This window comes from Ktedonobacteraceae bacterium (assembly GCA_035653615.1).
GTDB lineage: Bacteria > Chloroflexota > Ktedonobacteria > Ktedonobacterales > Ktedonobacteraceae > DASRBN01.
The window spans coordinates 88,945-104,861 of the sequence record DASRBN010000021.1; the positions used below are offsets into that span (position 1 = coordinate 88,945).

Genomic DNA, 15,917 nt, shown 5'->3' on the forward strand with positions numbered 1-15,917 from the left:
TCACAGCCCTGAGCCTGTCATTCTGAGCGCAGCGAAGAATCTATGTCTCATACCGCTGAGATTCTTCGCTGCGCTCAGAATGACAGGTCACAGAGTACTTTCCGATTTTGACAGTAGAAATTCGTTATCGGCCCGGTAGTGCTGGCTACCAGCATTCCTCAATATCTGCTCGAATCTCCCTTTCGATTTCGCGGTCGAATTCGATAGGCTCGCCAATAGGAGTGCGCGCCAGTCGCAACACCGCTTCGCGCAGGTGAGCCGGGGCGCGTTCGATTGTACAGCGCTCGTGGATGAGTCGCTTGATTTTCATATCAAAGTGGAACCGGCAATTACAACTGGAGCAATTCGAGAGGTGCTGCTGTACTATCGTGACCTCCTCGGCACTCAGTTCCCGGTCAATATAAAGATGGAGACGAGCCACGCTCTCAATACAACTCATAACAAATCCTCAATTTCCCAGAGCCTGCTAATTTTAAAACATTCTTTACCGGCTCATCGTGTAACTCTTATCTGATGATACTAACATATGAAGAGGGGCTTTCATTCCCGTTAAGAGTACGCTATACTAGCCAGGAAAGATCAGTGATGGGTATAGAAGCCAGATGATGGACTTTAGTGATCGACTTCCATTATCGTTTATGGTAGAAATCCCCAGTAGGTTGGTTGAAAGAGGAACATTGCATGTCCGATGAGCGAGAGCCAGTGGCGAAAGCTATAGAGCAAAAGCCGGTGGAATCTAATATATCGAATAACGAGGCCACACAAAATGGTGTCACAGAAGATTTTGAGGCAGGCGTCCTGGCCCAGTTGGATAGTCTCTATCGTACTGCGCTACGCTTGACCCATAACCAGCAAGAGGCCGAAGACCTGGTGCAGGAAACCATGCTCAAGGCATTTCGTTTTGCCGATAGCTATCAACGGGGTACCAATCTTCGTGCATGGCTCTTTCGCATCTTGAACACGTCTGCCATTAATCGTTTTCGCAAGCAATCCACTCACCCTGTCACAACTTCTCTGCCAGAAGGGGAAGATTTTTATCTCTACAACCGTATTCGTGACATGACGGGCCAGGAGTTGAGCGCGGCGGCGGAAGATGAAGTATTGAGCCAGTATCTGGATGAGGATGTATACCGCGCCTTAAACAATCTCCCTCTCAATTTTCGCATGCCCGTGATCCTCGCCGATATCGAAGGCCTTTCATATAAAGAGATTGCCGAAGCCTTACAGATTCCCATTGGTACCGTCATGAGCCGTATCTCGCGCGCGCGTCGCCAGTTACAGCAGTCGTTGTGGGAATATGCCAAAGAAAAAGGGTATGTGCCCGCCGGAGCGCCGCCAGACTCGAACAAGTCAGATGGAAAGCAAAAATAAGGGTTTGCTTTCCGGTTTGAAAGATGCCTGGCATCCGCAGCCAGGCATCTTGCTATTCGAACTCATGCTATACCATGCTGCCGGCATCGCGGCGTAAGGCTTCATTACCGGAACGTGTAAGCGTCACGTCAACACAACGGCGATCCGTCATATTCTCGGCCCTCTTGACCAGTCCTTTACGTTCGAGGCGCGCAACTGCTTTTGTCGCTGCCGCGGAACTCACACCTAAGGCGCTTGCGATCTCACCTACTGACCAGCGTTCCCGTTGAGCAAGAAAAGTGAGAACTTCGAACTGGCGGGGTGTAAGATTTATTTGTTCTCCATGTACTGTCGTCATTGGTTTTTCTCCTGAAACAAGCGAATTTCGAAGTGAATGATATCCGTGCAATATGTCTTGACTATGCCTGTATTCAGAAGACGTTCTGGAAGGGAAAAACGGGTCACCTGCGGGATTACCGGAGTAATTTGTTCAACGTGATGATCGCATTCGGGGTAGGACTTTCCGCGATAGGAGCAGCGTGTAGTGTAAAGAAAAAGACACTTCCCTCACCTGCTACTCCATTGCTCTCTAGCCAGATGCGCCCACCCATGGCCTCAATCAGCCGCTTGCTGATATAGAGACCTAACCCTGCGCCACGGGCAGGGCTGTTCATATCACGCTCGAGGCGTACAAAACGTTCAAAAAGGCGTTCCTGTTGATCCAGTGGTACGCCCAGGCCGTAATCCCGTACTCGCACCTTCACCATCTCGCCATCTAACTCACCGGCTATCTCAATCCTACTGCCAGCAGGAGAGTATTTAATAGCGTTACTCATCAGGTTGAGCAATACCTGGCGCAAGCGCAAATCGTCAGCCATCACCTGTATCTGTGCCGGGATATCGACGCGAACAGGCCGGCCTTCGCGTCGAATGACACCGTCGAGTATCTCCAAAATATGCTGTACCGGGCCGGCAAGCGGGATCGGGGCGAGTCGTATTTGTTCAACATCTACCTGTACGCGGCTCGCATCCATAATGTTTCCCACCATAAGCGTCAATTCGTCGCAGCCACGGTGCGCTTTCGCGATAAAGTCGGCGCGTGTATGGCCTGGGAGCGTCTCATGGTATTGCTCCAGCAATTCGATATAACCCTGTACAGCAGTCAAAGGAGTACGCAACTCATGTGATGCCGTGATAATAAACTGATCCTTCAGGAGATCCAGTTCCTTCTGCCGTTCATAAGCAGCTCGCAATGCGATAGTGATCTCTGCATTCTCCATTGCCGCCACGCACTGATTTGCGAACATACTCAATACACGCTTCTCTTCATGCGAAAACACATGCGGTCGAACATAGGAGAGCACCAGTATGCCAAATTGCTGCTCCCCCTTGCCCAGCGGGAGCCATGCGAATGGCAGGTGAGGAATCTGTGTTAAGCAGGTTGGCATAGTTGCCAATCTTGCCGGACTCGCCTCGATAGTGTTACCCGTATCATAAAAGTAAGCAGACCAATCACGCGCCTCAAGGCCGGTAATATCTTCCGGCAGGGCCAGGCGAGCCTCCGGCCCCTTATGAATAACCCGCTGTAGCGATCCGGTAGCGTCATTATGAAGCCAGATTTCAGCCCCGGCCCCAACAGCTTGCGCGACGGCCCCGGCATAGGCTTCGGCCACCTCCTCAATGCTCGTATACGCCTTCTCCAACATCGCGTTAGCGCTATACAAAGCGTTTAAAGTCGCTACATGGCGACTGGCGTGCCGGTACAAACGCCCCGTCTCCAGAACCGGTGAGAAACGACCAACAATCATGTGGATGGCCTCAAAGTCTGGTCCTGCGAACGGCTGGCCGTCTCCTCGTTCGCCTAAAAGCAGCAGGCCGATCATCTTGCCCTGCGTCCACACAGGAGCCAGCAGAGGATCCGCGCCCTCAGAAACGGTGGTAGAGAGATACAACGCAAGGCCTGATGGTTGCTCCGTGTCCGACTTAGAAGCTTCACTGAGCAACAGTGGACGCCTGGCCTGCTTCACATGACGAATAAGGGGAGCATTCGCGTCTATCCAATCGCCTTTTTCGAGAAAGGGGAATGTTGCATGCTCATTCGCTGCCGATTGGACTGTTTGCAGTACCATCTGCACAAGTTTAGCGCGCGATACATCGTGAGAATCGCCCTCCTTGAGAGCAGGAGCGATATGATAGCAACCGGTATCTTCGTCCAGGACGAGCAGGCAGACTTCCTGGGTTTCGAATGTATTTACTACTGTCAGGGTAAGCAATGCTGCTGCTTCCTCAAGGTTGAATGCTTCGCGGCTTAGCAAATCGGGGTTATTGACAAGCCGGCGATAATGAGCCATTTCATTGAAGAATAGTTTTTCTGTCACTACACGGGCCAGCCACCATGTACAGGGTCCCAGGATTATAAGGCCGGCCGCTATGCAGATCATGGCAGCGGAAGCATCATTGGATAGCAATAGATTACAGAGCATGACCACGAAATAGCCAACTATCGCCAGGCTAATGCTGCCTGCTATCCACGTGACTGCCCGGCGAATATACATATCGAATATCAGAATCTGGTAGCGGAGAATCGTATAGCCCAGCCCTAAAGGCAAGAGAATGGCGGAAAGTGTGCTTAATTGGGCATCAACTACATATTTGTTGGGAAGACCGAAGAGCAGGGGTAGCAAGGTCAATAAAAGAAAAGGCGCAAAAGCCAGTAGAACGCCGAACACAAATATACGCAATTGCTGCCGCTGGCGCAATGAAGATTGACGGAATGAGACAATAATGGTGACGAGGATGACCGTTAAAACGAGCAGGTAATAGCTATAATCCACGGTATTGAGCCAGCTGGGGAGACCCGGTGACCACAAATCGAGAAGCACTTCATTCAATGCTGTCACTATGCTCAGAAGTATGATCGCAACCGCATATATGTATAGTAATTGGATGAAAAAATGGCGCTGAACAGGCTTTGGCTTACTGGCGGATGATGAAGATAATGCAAGATAAGACCTGGGAAACACTAACAGCAGGACGGAGAAAGTTGAAAGGGCCAGCGGGCTGCTGGCATTGTTTATGGCTGAAAGAATCGGATTGTTTAATGCCGCACCTGTTTCTGAGGCGAACGCGACCATCATGGCAAAAGAAAAACAGAAAAGCAGGAAAGCTACATAACGATTGCGCGCGTAGAGCCAGATCAAAGCCCCAATCGCCAGAAATATCAATCCTATAAAAGCCGAAAAACCAAAACGTGTCCAGAATTGAAAAGAAGGCGAGGTATTGGCAGCTTCGTGAGAGAAAAAAAGTATCCCATCGATAGCCGACAGCAGGCAATAGACCGCGAGAGCGATCATTATAGCCAGCAGACGCCCCGCTCTGATCCGTATCCAGGACATGTACTTCATACGATTCTCCCCCCTGATTTCCCACCACTTCGACTTAATAAACCAGGCATTCACCGGCATACTGCTTTTAGATGCCTAGCAAAAAATGCAGCGCGGGAGAAACAGGCTTCTGAACCTCAATCTCCTGTAATCGTTCCCGAGCGCGTTCGCGATAGAGCAGGCAAATACCCCAGGTTGTAATTATTCCCTCTTGTAATGCCTTGCTCTGTCGTCTACTCTCCCCATCGGAATTTTCTGCTGCTTTCTGAAGAGAGGTGCTTATTTCTGCTGCGAGTACTACGGGCAGTGTTTTCTTTCCCCGCTTTAAATCTGATTTTATGCTTGTTCTTGTTGTATCGGTCGCCTCAACAATTACAGCATCCTTCTCATCTTGTAATAAATAATACAGGTCATGACAATCATTGTCAAGTTGATGGGCTATTCCAAGCAGCTTGCCCAGTTCCGAAAACTGCTCGCATAATGTATCATCCGCTCCTCCACATATTGCTCCAAGCCGGCAAGCAAGGCGCATAATTGAACCGGCCTTGCCGGACGCTATCTCTATACACTCTTCATGAGAAAAGTCCCCGGCTGATCGCGATTCTGCCAGTAAATCCCGGTGCTGGCCAGACGTGGCGGTAAGGGCGCATTCCTGCAAAGTATTGAGTAGACGTATGATGATGGCAGGCTCAATAGCCTGCTCGCTCAGAGACAGGATTGCCTGGTAGGACAATGTTAAAAGCGCCGTGGAGGCATTCAACACGCGCGGTATACCAATAGACCGGACGATGGGAGTCTGATCCTCATCCTCAACATCATCCAACAGGTCAAGCGCACAGACGAAACATTCCACTGCAACTGCTACACTGCTTGCGTATTCAGGATGTATATCTGGAGAGAGATGGTGCGCTATGAGCAGCGTCAAAAGCGACCACATACCGGCAGGAAGCACGGGAGCCAGAGCGCCGATTTCTGTATCAGGTTGGGAGAGAAGTTTTCCTGCACCTTTTAGGGCATGCACGACATCATTTTGTAGTAGAGGGTGTAAGGTAGCCACAAGACGATGAAGCCGCTCGCGAAGGATGCCTTGTTGAGCGGCTATTGAACTCGCTGAAAACTGAGAAGCGTTACTCATTTCAGGAGCCATTCTGATACATGTAAGAACCTACCTACCCTATCTTCTAATTGAGGAAGTCTGTTGGTACATCCAGGTACTAGTGAGACCAAAAATTGAGCGAAGGCTCCAACGGCTTCTCCATTGCCAGGTGCGGTACCAGGCGCATGATGATGCGAGCTACTCTGGGTGAAAAACCCTCACGCATAATGACGGTATCCGGAGAACTTACAAGTTCCTTACGCAATACTTCGTCTGTTGAGACGCGATGAACAAATTCTTGAATCTGCAGTTCTTCCATGAAAGTAAATCCTCTCCTTCTACTCGCCCCGGCCAGTATTCCACAGCACTTCCTGTTGTTGTGGTGGCACGACGGGGGAATATGCCGTGCTGTTGTACTGAAATTGACACGCTGTCTGGATCACTATAAGCGAAGCTCTCATTGCTGAGATGGAAACTGAATCGCACGCAGCATTATAGAGCCGCTTTTCGACGCACTACATGTCTGGAAATACGAAAAGCGCACTACACTACTGGGAATACTGAAAACACAACTCAGCAAGACATAAGGATATACGGTGCAACACTACAAGAACTAGAAAAGGGATGAAACTCTTCTTCCAGGCTACTAAACGGTTAGGTAAGATAATTATACTCAATGAACGTGGAAAATGCAAGGGGTTAAGGGATGAAAAATGCTTTTTTGTGGAAAGCAAGAGAAATGCGAAAGCTAAATGCACAATATATCTCATCTTTCGCATTTCTCAATCTTAGAACTTACTCACCGCCTGCACCGGAAGCGCCTTCGACAATCACCGTCTCTCCAACGCTCCTCTCGATTGCTTCCAGTTCAGCCTCGGAACCTTGAATAACCGGCCCCTTGAACCAGAAGCGTGCGCTTACAAGCCACCAGATACCAACGATGAGGAGGGTACCCAGTACTGCCACAGGAGCGTAATTGAATGTCGCCACGCTTGGAGTGGAGGTCGTTGGCAGCATGAACAGGATCGAAATGAAAATCACCCACAGCACCGCAATGATGCCAATTGGCTTGCTCCACGCCCCAAGATGCCACGGTCCGGGTTTGAAATCCTTCGCGAAGAGGCGCAGGAGTATCGGCAGGGCGTAAGCAATGTACAGGCCGATTGTAGCAATCGAGGTCACGGCAACATAGGCCACATAGTCAACCACCGTCGGCACCGCCAGGATGAATGCCGCCACTGCCGACAGGATGATGGCATTCTGCGGTGTGCGCCCCCTGTTAAGGGTATGCCAGATCCGGTGTCCGGGAACCGCCCCGTCACGCGAAAAGGCATAGATCATGCGTGAGTTCGAAGTGATCGAAGACATGCCGCAGAAAAGCTGCGCAACTGCGATACCCGCGAACAGCAGCGTGCCAAGCACAAAGCTCAAACGGCTTTCCAGGATGTAGAGTACCGGGTTGACGAAGCCTCCCGCAGCTGCCAGGTCCGGCGTCGCTGCCACAAGACCCATCAGCAGCGCGTAGCCGGCAATAGCCGAGACCACAACAGACATCACCACACCCCAGGGCGCGCGCGTCTCGGCGCCCACCGTCTCCTCAGTCATATGCGCCGAGGCGTCATAGCCCGTGTACGTATACTGCGCCAGGAGCAGGCTCAGCAAGAAAGCGTACCAGATTGGAAAGCCCGTCGCATTAAATTGCTGGTTGGGGGTAAAGAGCGTTCCGGCATTATTGAAGCCTTGCACATGAGATGCGGCGACCGGCGCGGCGCAACATACGCCCGCCGCGCCTGGATTGAACTGGAACGCGGCAAGCACAGCGACAACCAGGCTCACTACAATCGCGGCAACAAAGAAAATGTGCCATCCAACGCTCACATCGTTCAAAAACGCCACGATGCGCACGCCAAAGATATTCAGCAGCGCGTGTACGGTCAGCACAATCGCGTAGATCAACAGCGTCGTCCATTGCGTCGCGGGATCAATCACGAAAGAACCATTCATCACCACAGGCGCCGTGGCCGGAATCGAGGAGAACCAGGCATGCAACAGCACATCGATAGTCACAGCTGCCCCGTAGTCGATGCCCGCCGTGATAGCGACCTGGCCGATCAGGTTGAACCAGCCCGTAAACCATCCCCAGCCGGGTCCGCCTAGCTTGGAAGCCCAATAATACAGGCCACCAGCCGTGGGATAGGCGGAAGCAAGTTCAGCCATCCCCAACGCCACGATCACGACAAAAATGGTCACAAGCGGCCAGCCAATCGAGGCCGCGGCAAAGCCGGATGTCGTCGGTACAAGGTAAAAGAGCGTCACACAACCGCTCAGGATGGAAATAATGGTGAAAGAAATTGCGAAGTTGGAGAAACCGCCCATAGCGCGGAAGAGTTCCTGCGCATAGCCCATGCCATGCAGGCGTTTGATATCTTGCGCAATGAGCTGTTCTTTCGTAGGTCGGCTAGATGCACTCAAGAAACACCTCCCATTACATTACAATGTAGATGATGCAGGGTAGGACTGTTGTTAAGAATCATCGCAGGCGAACCTGCCACAGGTCGTGTCATGTTGAGCCTTTCGCTTCGCTCGAAGGTGAACTCCGCGAAGAATCTCTGCCTCGTCGTGCCTGGTTCCCTCCTTTCGCTTAAAAGATAGGAACAACTCCTTTTCGATTGCTACCTGGATATTTTAAGAAGGATAACACAAGATACTTGTATTGGCCCAATTATAGCATAATTGTCTATGATGTTGAGCTTCCGCGTCAAGTCTTGATTAGCTCCATTTAGAACAGGGAAGGTGTGCATGGTGACCATAAGGAGTATTGCACCTGTCCGTTTGACGAATTTCGCCAATGCCAGTACAATCAAGACGTACAGAATGAGAGGTGACTATGACAGAAAATACGTACTTGAATAGAGATGAAGAAGAGGATACAGATAGCTTGTCGCTGCCCGCGCTCGATCCCCTGGGAGTTCTCAGCAGCACTCGTTATGTAGTGGAGCAAGGCGAAAAAGCCTGGATCAACCGCAATCGTCTGCCCGATCTCGCGGCTACGCTTGTCGCCGCTTATCCACCTACATCGAGTTCTACATGGTATGAACGCTATCACTTTCATGATGGGACGGAACGCACTGTGAACTGGTTGCTCGTCCTTGATGCCCTGAACTTCTGCTTTTGGGCCGAAAAGGGCCAGCAGCGCTGGCACATCGAGTACCATGGAGAAACATTGGGCGGCTACTGGGCAGAGGCAGCTGCATTGACGCGAGCGGTCGAAGAAGGCATCCCTCTCTGGGATGCTGATTTTCTGAGTAAGATCAGCCGCGAGCAACTGGCGCATATTTTTCGCAGCGTCCCTGCTAGTGGGTATACGGATGGAGCACCTATCCCCCTATTTGAGCAGCGCCTTCAAAACGTGCATGAAGTGGGACGCGTCTTGTTGCAGCGCTACGACGGGCAATTCGCGAACGCCATCGAACAGGCCGATCACAACGCCGTCAAGCTCACGTTGCTCCTCGCGCAAGAATTTCCCTCATTCAATGATGTAACCTTGTATCGTGGTCATGAAGTGCGTTTCTTCAAACGGGCGCAAATCTGCGTCGCCGATCTTCACGGAGCGTTTAGCGGCAAAGGATGGGGCAGTTTTGCCGACCTCGACCAGCTTACCGCTTTTGCCGATTATAAGGTGCCGCAAGTACTGCGTCATTACGGTGTCCTCTCATATTCTCCATCGCTCGCCGCGCGCATCGAAGCGCAGGAACTGTTAGCTCCTGGCAGCGAGGAAGAGGTGGAGATACGGGCGGCTACCATCTGGGCCTGTGAGCTATTGCGGCGCGAGATAGAACATCTCACCGGCCACACCATCACAGCGGCAGAGGTCGATAATCGTCTCTGGCATACCGGTCAAAACCTGGCTGAGGTGAAACCATATCACCGGGTGAGAACAATATATTATTGAGCATGTCAGGAATATTTATGCAATGAAATTACAACTCTTACTGGCAGGCTTAGAAGAGCCACCGCTGGCCTTTCCAGGGATGAATCAAAATAGCGAGCAGGCCGAGATTACTTCGCTGGCATATGATTCGCGGCGCGTGCAGCCGGGCGGGCTTTTTGTCGCCGTTCCGGGCGCGCATACCGACGGGCGCCGTTTTCTGGCCGATGCTGCCCGCAATGGAGCGGTTGTCGCGCTTGGGCCTCAGATCGAGGAATCTTCCTTGCCTCTCCCATATATAGTGGTTCGGAATGTTCATAGCGCGCTGGCTGACCTGGCCTGCGCCTTTTACGGCTACCCGGCGCATCAACTCTGCACCATTGGCGTAACCGGAACTGATGGCAAGACTACCACCAGCAATCTCATCTGTACGCTGCTAGAGGCCGCCGGTAAGCGTACCGGGCTTATGACAACCGTCAACTTCAAGCTACCCGGGCAGGAATGGGAGAATGCTACCCGGCAGAGTACGCTGGAAGCGCCGGAAGTACAGCAATTGCTGCGCCGCATGCTCGATGCCGGGGCGACACACGCCGTGATCGAGGCTACTTCGCATGGGCTTGAATTGCAGCGAGTACGAGGATGCGAATTTGATATCGGCGTCGTCACAAATATCACCCATGAACATCTTGATTTTCATAAAACTATCGAAAACTACCGCCGGGCGAAGGCACGCCTCTTTGAAATGCTCGATCCAGAACGCGACAAACCGGTACGGAGGCAATCTGTCGCCATTCTCAATCGCGATGATGTCTCTTATGACGTGTTGAAGCCCTATTGTCGCGTCCCTATTCTCGATTATGGCATCGACTCACCCGCGGCAGTACAAGCGGTTGACCTGCAATTGCGGGCCGCCAGCACGCAGTTTCGCGCTATTCTGCCCGGTGTGGAGATACCTATCGAAACACGGCTCGTAGGGCGTTTCAATGTCAGCAATTGCCTGGCCGCCATTGCTACCGCATACAGCCAGGGAGTGAAGCCAGGTGCGATCGCGGCTGCTCTGGCAGGTGTCACAGGAGTATCAGGCCGTATGGAGCGTATCGATGAAGGCCAGCCGTTTACGGTTATCGTCGATTATGCTCATACTCCTGATAGCCTGGAAAAAGTACTTGCCATCCTGCGTCCCCTCACTCCTGGCAAGTTGATGGCGGTCTTTGGCTCAGCCGGAGAGCGCGATGTGCAAAAACGTCCTATTATGGGGCATATTGCCGCGCAGATGTGTGATTTTTTCGTTATTACAGATGAGGACCCCCGCGATGAAGATCGCGTGCAAATTCTGCGTGACATTGCCAGGGGCGCCGAGTCTGTAGGGAAACGTGAAGGCCCGGATTTCTTATGCATCGCGGATCGCACACAGGCCATCGCAACGGCGTTTGCCAGGGCGCAGGCAGGTGATACCGTATTGCTGGCAGGCAAAGGTCACGAACAAAGTATAATTATAGGAAGAGAAAAGTTGCCCTGGGATGATCGCCGCGTCGCTCGCGAACAACTGCGTAAGTTGTAGACATCGCGTTACCATCAGTCCATGTATCACGTTGCAACATGTGAAATGCGAATGCTCGATTGATCGCCCTCGCATGTCATCCTGAGTGAAACGAAGAATCTGTCGTTGCAACATGTGAAATGCGGATGCTCGATTGATCGGCCTTTCTGGAGTTGATATGGTACCAATCTGGTTGTTATTGATTTTCATTGCCTGTGCGCTGCTTAGCTTTTTGCTGTCGTGGGCGGCCAGACTGCTGTTTCCCAAATTTCGCAGCGGAGAATATAAACCTGGCCCTCATCGCTCCGACTTGCCGGTCATGCCAGCCAGCGGGCGAGAGATCAAGACGATAGAACTACCTCTGGTCGGTGGGCCGGCTCTCACGCTGTCCATTATCGGAACTGGCATTGCTGCCGGCTTTCTTTTCAATCTCCAGCCTGAGCAATGGACATTGTTACTGATTGGTCTCGGCGCGACCGCAGGGTATATGGTGGTGGGCTTTATCGATGACTGGCACAAGGTGTTCAGTAATGAGGGCATATCACAGCGCCAAAAACTGTTCGGGGTCTTGTTTGTCTCCATGGTGGCCGCCTTTCTTTATTACTGGCTTGATTCAAAAGGACGGCAACCGTACTCGCCTTATTCAGATATTATGGGTCCTCTTTTTCAGGCCATTCCCTATGCCTGGCTCGTGTTCCTCATGCTGATGACCGGGGTCATTGGCAGCGTTACCTCGCTCTCGGTTGATTTTAGCGATGGACTGGATGGCCTGGCAGGTGGCCTGGTTTTTAGCGCTGCGCTGGCTTTTGGCATCATTATTACCGGTATTATTGATACAAATCATCCCGAAGGCATCGTGTTGGAGATCTTATCACTCTTATGTGCTGCCGGTGTCCTCGGCTTTCTGCCGCTCAACTGGCCATCTTCATGGGCCGCGCGACGAGGAAGCGCAAAACGACGCGCAAAAGTTTATATGGGCGATAGTGGCGCCCTGAGCCTTGGTGGTATTCTCGCTATGATCGCCATTTTCTCGCGTAACGAAATACTCCTGTTGATGATCGGGGGCGCGTTTGTATTAGAAGGGCTCTCGGCCTTAATTTCGGCGCGAATGTTAACGCCTTTCTTCCGTCAACGCTTGCAGTTGTTACGCTTTGCCAGTCTAAAAGAATATGTTCCTCATACTGAATTTCCGCTGCCCTTTCTTGCTACACCGCTGCATCATCACTTTGACCTGCTCGGATGGGACCGTCGCCGGCTGGTCTACGGGGCCTGGGCACTCGGCGCGTGTTTTGCCGCGTTAGGTGTGATGGTCGTCTATGCCCCGGAAACCTGGCAGCGCTACCTGGGACGCATACTCGTACTGCTGCTGGCATGGGTGGTCTGGTCAAGTGGTTCCTGGACACGCCGTTACTTTGTCGGCAAACATCCCGCGAAGCGCCCGTACCGGCGGCGCCTGGCGCTCTTCTATGGTTTCCCTTACAGCGTCATGGGCATACCCCTGTATCATCTTGTCGAGGTGATCGAAGCCAGCGAAGACGTGATTGAGACACCGGCTGAAGAACTTGCTCTCTGGAAGCGTATGAACATCTTTGATGCGCGTGCCATGCTTGGCCTCTATTGCTACCGCGCGGGTTATTACCCTGCCGCCCTTGCTCAATGGACGCGTATTCCAGAAAGCAACCGCAAATTGCGCCCGAATATCTCCAATCTGCTGGAGGAGCTAGATAATCGCCTGGCATTGGAAAATCAGGAGACGCAGCCCATGCGCAGGGATCAGATATTGCGCACGCCCGTACTCACAGGCAATCTCCCACCTGCCGACTTGCCGAACCCGCACGAACCGGTCCGCAGCGATGAAACGTTCGATCCCCGATTTGGCATGAGGTAAGCAACTTTTGCTCTATCCGTGATGATGTGTTATAGTTCACTTAACCTTTCCTTAATATTCGTATAACATTCCACAGGCTTTTTGTGAAGCGGCAAACAGTCATAGCCGCTCAAAGCTGTTACACTTAGAACAACGGCCCGTCACCTGCCGGAGCTTTTGTAAAAATGCCGTAGGGAGAGCGGCTGGTCCCTGTCCTCGTACCCCAACCAGGACAAGGACAGGCCATTGTCCCTACAGCGGAGAAGGTTAAGATGCGATTCTGTTTCATCGTTGAGGAGCAATATCGAAATGACCCTATGCCCCTGGTCATCGCAGACCAACTGCTCCAGTGGGGACATGATGTCGATGTGCTGGAACCACATGCAATGGTTACCTGCCTGAATAACCTCGCGCAGCAAGGCTACGATGCGTATGTACTCAAATCGCTGGCAGACGGTCCCGGACTCTCTATCCTGGAAGCCGCGGAGGCAGTAGGTATTCCAACGATCAATAATTCTCGCGCGATCCGGCTGGTCAGAGATAAGGCTGTGGCCGTCGCATTCGCGCGCGCGCATGGTTTGCCCATCCCTCCAACCTACTTTGTTGCTCACCCGCGTCTCCTTAAGCAAATTCCGGAGACCGATTATCCCATCGTCGTGAAGCCGAGCAATGGCAGTTCCTGTCGCGGCATCTATCGCCTCAACCGCCCGGCTGACCTGGCGGAATTGGAGATTGCCGAGGCGAACGACAGTTTCTTCCTGGCTCAACGTTACGCAGAAAATGCCGGATTTGATATCAAAGTCTATGTAACAGGCAAAGAGGTCTACTCTGCCATTGCAAAAAAATCACCCTTGCACTCAACGGTTGAGGAACATTTTGTGCCATTAACGCCGCAGGTGCGTAAACTGGCTCTAGAGGTTGGCAAGCTCTTTGGATTGGATATCTACGGCATGGATATCGTCGAAACCCCTTCTGGCCCTGCGATTCTCGATATCAATGATTTCCCCAGCTTTGGCGGCGTGCCGCGAGCCGTCATAAGGGTCGCTGAATATGTCCTGCACGCCGCCAAACGCGCGGAAATTCGACGCATGAACCATACTGGACAGCGTAAACAAAAAGCGCTGCTGGCGAGTTGAAGCTCAAAAAGAGATCGATAGCAGCGTATTTATTCTATCAAAACATAACACTATGACATAGTTGTTAAAATAAATTGCAGAGGAGAGGTATATGGCAGCACAAGCACAGATAGCATCGTCATCGAGACGTTTTGGCGCGGGGCGATTGTTCACCTGGATGATGGGCATCGTCTCTTTTGGCCTGCTGGCATACCTGGTGTTTCAGATTGCCTATCAATTCGTTGTACCCCCACCGGCTCACCGGCTCATCCTGATCGAGGATTACCCACTTCCTAGCGGCCTACCTACTCCCGCCCAGGAAAAATTGCTTGTTCCTGGCGCTGCCCAGCAGACCTTACTTACCCCCGGCGTGGCGATCGATTTCGATCATTTCGACTTTGAGGCGCTGGATGTAGCCACGCATCGCCTCTTTATCGCCCATAGCGGACCCACTCCTGACCTGCTGGCGATGGATCACAACGTGGATTTCAACGAAGGGCGCGATGGGCCATATGATGGGCATATTGTTGTCTTTGATACGCAGCTGGTAAAGATCATCGCGCGTATCAATATCCCCCAGGTCGCTGGTATTGTGGATGCCCCTGACCTGGGCGAGGTGTTTGCCGCCAGCGATAGTGATCAGAGCATCATCTACGCCATCAATGTACGCACCCTCAAAACCACACCGATCCGCCTCGGCGACCTCGAAAGCCCTGATGCCCTCTTCTATGACCCGGTTGGCAAAAGGATTTTCGCCTCTGACCCCGGCACACCGGCCAACCCGACTAAAACAATGAATGTAGCCAGGAGCAATGAGAACGTCGCCGTCATTGATGCCGTCCATGATAAACTGCTCAGATATATCAACCTCGGTAACCTGCCGCTCTTGCCGGGCGAAAAAGTTCCCGCGAATATGATTGCGCCTGGCAATATTCCGCTCTACGGCCATGATGTAGGGCATAATGTGTACGATGAGGGCTTGCAGCGCCTCTTTGTGACCTCTACCGTCCTGCCAAATGCCGATGATCCCAATCCATTCGTCTTGCCGCCGCGCGGCACAGGCGAGTTCTTTGAAATCGACCCGGCCAACCCAACCAATCCGATTGTGAAGGAAATCGACCTGCCGGCTACATGCAGCACTCCGCATGGACTTGCTATTGATGAAGCGCAGCAAATTGGCTTTATCGCCTGTGTGGACCTGGACGCCGCTACCAACCTCTTTTCCAATCTCGTCAGGGTTGATTTAAGGACCATGACGGTGATTCCTACCAATCCCGGAACCACTCGCCTGGAGGGCGGCCCGGATATCATCAGGATAGACAAAGATAGCGCCAGGAACATCGATGTGTTGTTTGTAGCCTGTAAAGCCGGCATCTCCATTTTTGACATCACGCCCGGTCATTTTCACAAACTCGGTGATGAGATCCTTGGTAAGCAGACACACTCCATCGCCATCGACGAGGCAACGCAAACAGTCTACCTGCCGATCATCGTTGGTGGAAGGCCGGTACTGAGAATTGCCAGGTATAATCCCGATGGGCAGTCCCTCGCGTGAAAAGTCTTCTCTGTTCTTTAGAGAACCGGACCAGGGGCTTTAGAGCGATGTATGTAGTATTGGGCTACGCGACAGAATTGGCC

Annotated in this window: 12 protein-coding genes; 6 read left to right on the forward strand and 6 right to left on the reverse strand. The window is 52.2% G+C overall.

Translation table 11 applies throughout. The features are described from left to right. Positions 1-145: 145 nt before the first annotated feature. Complete coding sequence (locus VFA09_11590; protein ID HZU67909.1) at positions 146-439, reverse strand: zf-HC2 domain-containing protein; 294 nt, start codon at positions 437-439, stop codon at positions 146-148. 242 nt (positions 440-681) lie between these two features. Between VFA09_11590 and VFA09_11595 the strand changes: the two genes are divergently transcribed. Then, positions 682-1,371: a sigma-70 family RNA polymerase sigma factor gene (locus VFA09_11595; GenBank protein ID HZU67910.1), complete on the forward strand. Its 690-nt coding sequence runs from the start codon at positions 682-684 to the stop codon at positions 1,369-1,371. Positions 1,372-1,438: 67 nt separating this feature from the next. Here VFA09_11595 and VFA09_11600 read toward each other — a convergent pair whose 3' ends face one another. The 5 genes from VFA09_11600 to VFA09_11620 form a co-directional block, all read right to left on the reverse strand. After that, positions 1,439-1,708, reverse strand: coding sequence for a MarR family transcriptional regulator (locus VFA09_11600; protein ID HZU67911.1), 270 nt, complete (start codon positions 1,706-1,708; stop codon positions 1,439-1,441). Positions 1,709-1,823: 115 nt separating this feature from the next. Further along, a complete protein-coding gene (locus VFA09_11605; GenBank protein ID HZU67912.1) occupies positions 1,824-4,754 on the reverse strand; it encodes an ATP-binding protein in 2,931 nt (976 codons plus the stop codon). Positions 4,755-4,821: 67 nt separating this feature from the next. After that, positions 4,822-5,868, reverse strand: a complete 1,047-nt coding sequence (locus VFA09_11610; protein HZU67913.1) for a polyprenyl synthetase family protein — start codon at positions 5,866-5,868, stop codon at positions 4,822-4,824. Positions 5,869-5,947: 79 nt separating this feature from the next. Then, positions 5,948-6,148 (reverse strand): hypothetical protein, encoded by a 201-nt coding sequence (locus tag VFA09_11615; GenBank protein ID HZU67914.1) that lies wholly within the window; start codon positions 6,146-6,148, stop codon positions 5,948-5,950. Positions 6,149-6,624: 476 nt separating this feature from the next. Beyond that, positions 6,625-8,301, reverse strand: coding sequence for an amino acid permease (locus tag VFA09_11620; protein HZU67915.1), 1,677 nt, complete (start codon positions 8,299-8,301; stop codon positions 6,625-6,627). A 415-nt stretch (positions 8,302-8,716) separates the two neighbouring features. Between VFA09_11620 and VFA09_11625 the strand changes: the two genes are divergently transcribed. The 5 genes from VFA09_11625 to VFA09_11645 all read left to right on the forward strand — a co-directional run bounded on the left by VFA09_11625 (position 8,717) and on the right by VFA09_11645 (position 15,834). Next, positions 8,717-9,781 carry a queuosine salvage family protein gene (locus tag VFA09_11625; GenBank protein ID HZU67916.1) on the forward strand — a complete coding sequence of 355 codons (1,065 nt, stop codon included), beginning with the start codon at positions 8,717-8,719 and terminating at the stop codon, positions 9,779-9,781. A gap of 22 nt (positions 9,782-9,803) precedes the next feature. Further along, positions 9,804-11,318, forward strand: a complete 1,515-nt coding sequence (locus VFA09_11630; GenBank protein ID HZU67917.1) for a UDP-N-acetylmuramoyl-L-alanyl-D-glutamate--2,6-diaminopimelate ligase — start codon at positions 9,804-9,806, stop codon at positions 11,316-11,318. 157 nt (positions 11,319-11,475) lie between these two features. Further along, positions 11,476-13,185 carry a hypothetical protein gene (locus tag VFA09_11635; GenBank protein ID HZU67918.1) on the forward strand — a complete coding sequence of 570 codons (1,710 nt, stop codon included), beginning with the start codon at positions 11,476-11,478 and terminating at the stop codon, positions 13,183-13,185. 251 nt (positions 13,186-13,436) lie between these two features. Next, positions 13,437-14,300: a hypothetical protein gene (locus VFA09_11640; protein ID HZU67919.1), complete on the forward strand. Its 864-nt coding sequence runs from the start codon at positions 13,437-13,439 to the stop codon at positions 14,298-14,300. Positions 14,301-14,391: 91 nt separating this feature from the next. Then, positions 14,392-15,834 (forward strand): hypothetical protein, encoded by a 1,443-nt coding sequence (locus tag VFA09_11645; protein HZU67920.1) that lies wholly within the window; start codon positions 14,392-14,394, stop codon positions 15,832-15,834. Positions 15,835-15,917: the final 83 nt, after the last annotated feature.

Bases quoted from the DNA above. Each gene is read 5' to 3' on its own strand.
- VFA09_11635 (HZU67918.1), top strand. From the start codon at position 11,476: ATGGTACCAATCTGGTTGTTATTGATTTTCATTGCCTGTGCGCTGCTT.
- VFA09_11615 (HZU67914.1), bottom strand. From the start codon at position 6,148: ATGGAAGAACTGCAGATTCAAGAATTTGTTCATCGCGTCTCAACAGAC.
- VFA09_11645 (HZU67920.1), top strand. From the start codon at position 14,392: ATGGCAGCACAAGCACAGATAGCATCGTCATCGAGACGTTTTGGCGCG.
- VFA09_11600 (HZU67911.1), bottom strand. From the start codon at position 1,708: ATGACGACAGTACATGGAGAACAAATAAATCTTACACCCCGCCAGTTC.
- VFA09_11630 (HZU67917.1), top strand. From the start codon at position 9,804: ATGAAATTACAACTCTTACTGGCAGGCTTAGAAGAGCCACCGCTGGCC.
- VFA09_11590 (HZU67909.1), bottom strand. From the start codon at position 439: ATGAGTTGTATTGAGAGCGTGGCTCGTCTCCATCTTTATATTGACCGG.
- VFA09_11640 (HZU67919.1), top strand. From the start codon at position 13,437: ATGCGATTCTGTTTCATCGTTGAGGAGCAATATCGAAATGACCCTATG.
- VFA09_11605 (HZU67912.1), bottom strand. From the start codon at position 4,754: ATGAAGTACATGTCCTGGATACGGATCAGAGCGGGGCGTCTGCTGGCT.
- VFA09_11595 (HZU67910.1), top strand. From the start codon at position 682: ATGTCCGATGAGCGAGAGCCAGTGGCGAAAGCTATAGAGCAAAAGCCG.
- VFA09_11610 (HZU67913.1), bottom strand. From the start codon at position 5,868: ATGAGTAACGCTTCTCAGTTTTCAGCGAGTTCAATAGCCGCTCAACAA.
- VFA09_11625 (HZU67916.1), top strand. From the start codon at position 8,717: ATGACAGAAAATACGTACTTGAATAGAGATGAAGAAGAGGATACAGAT.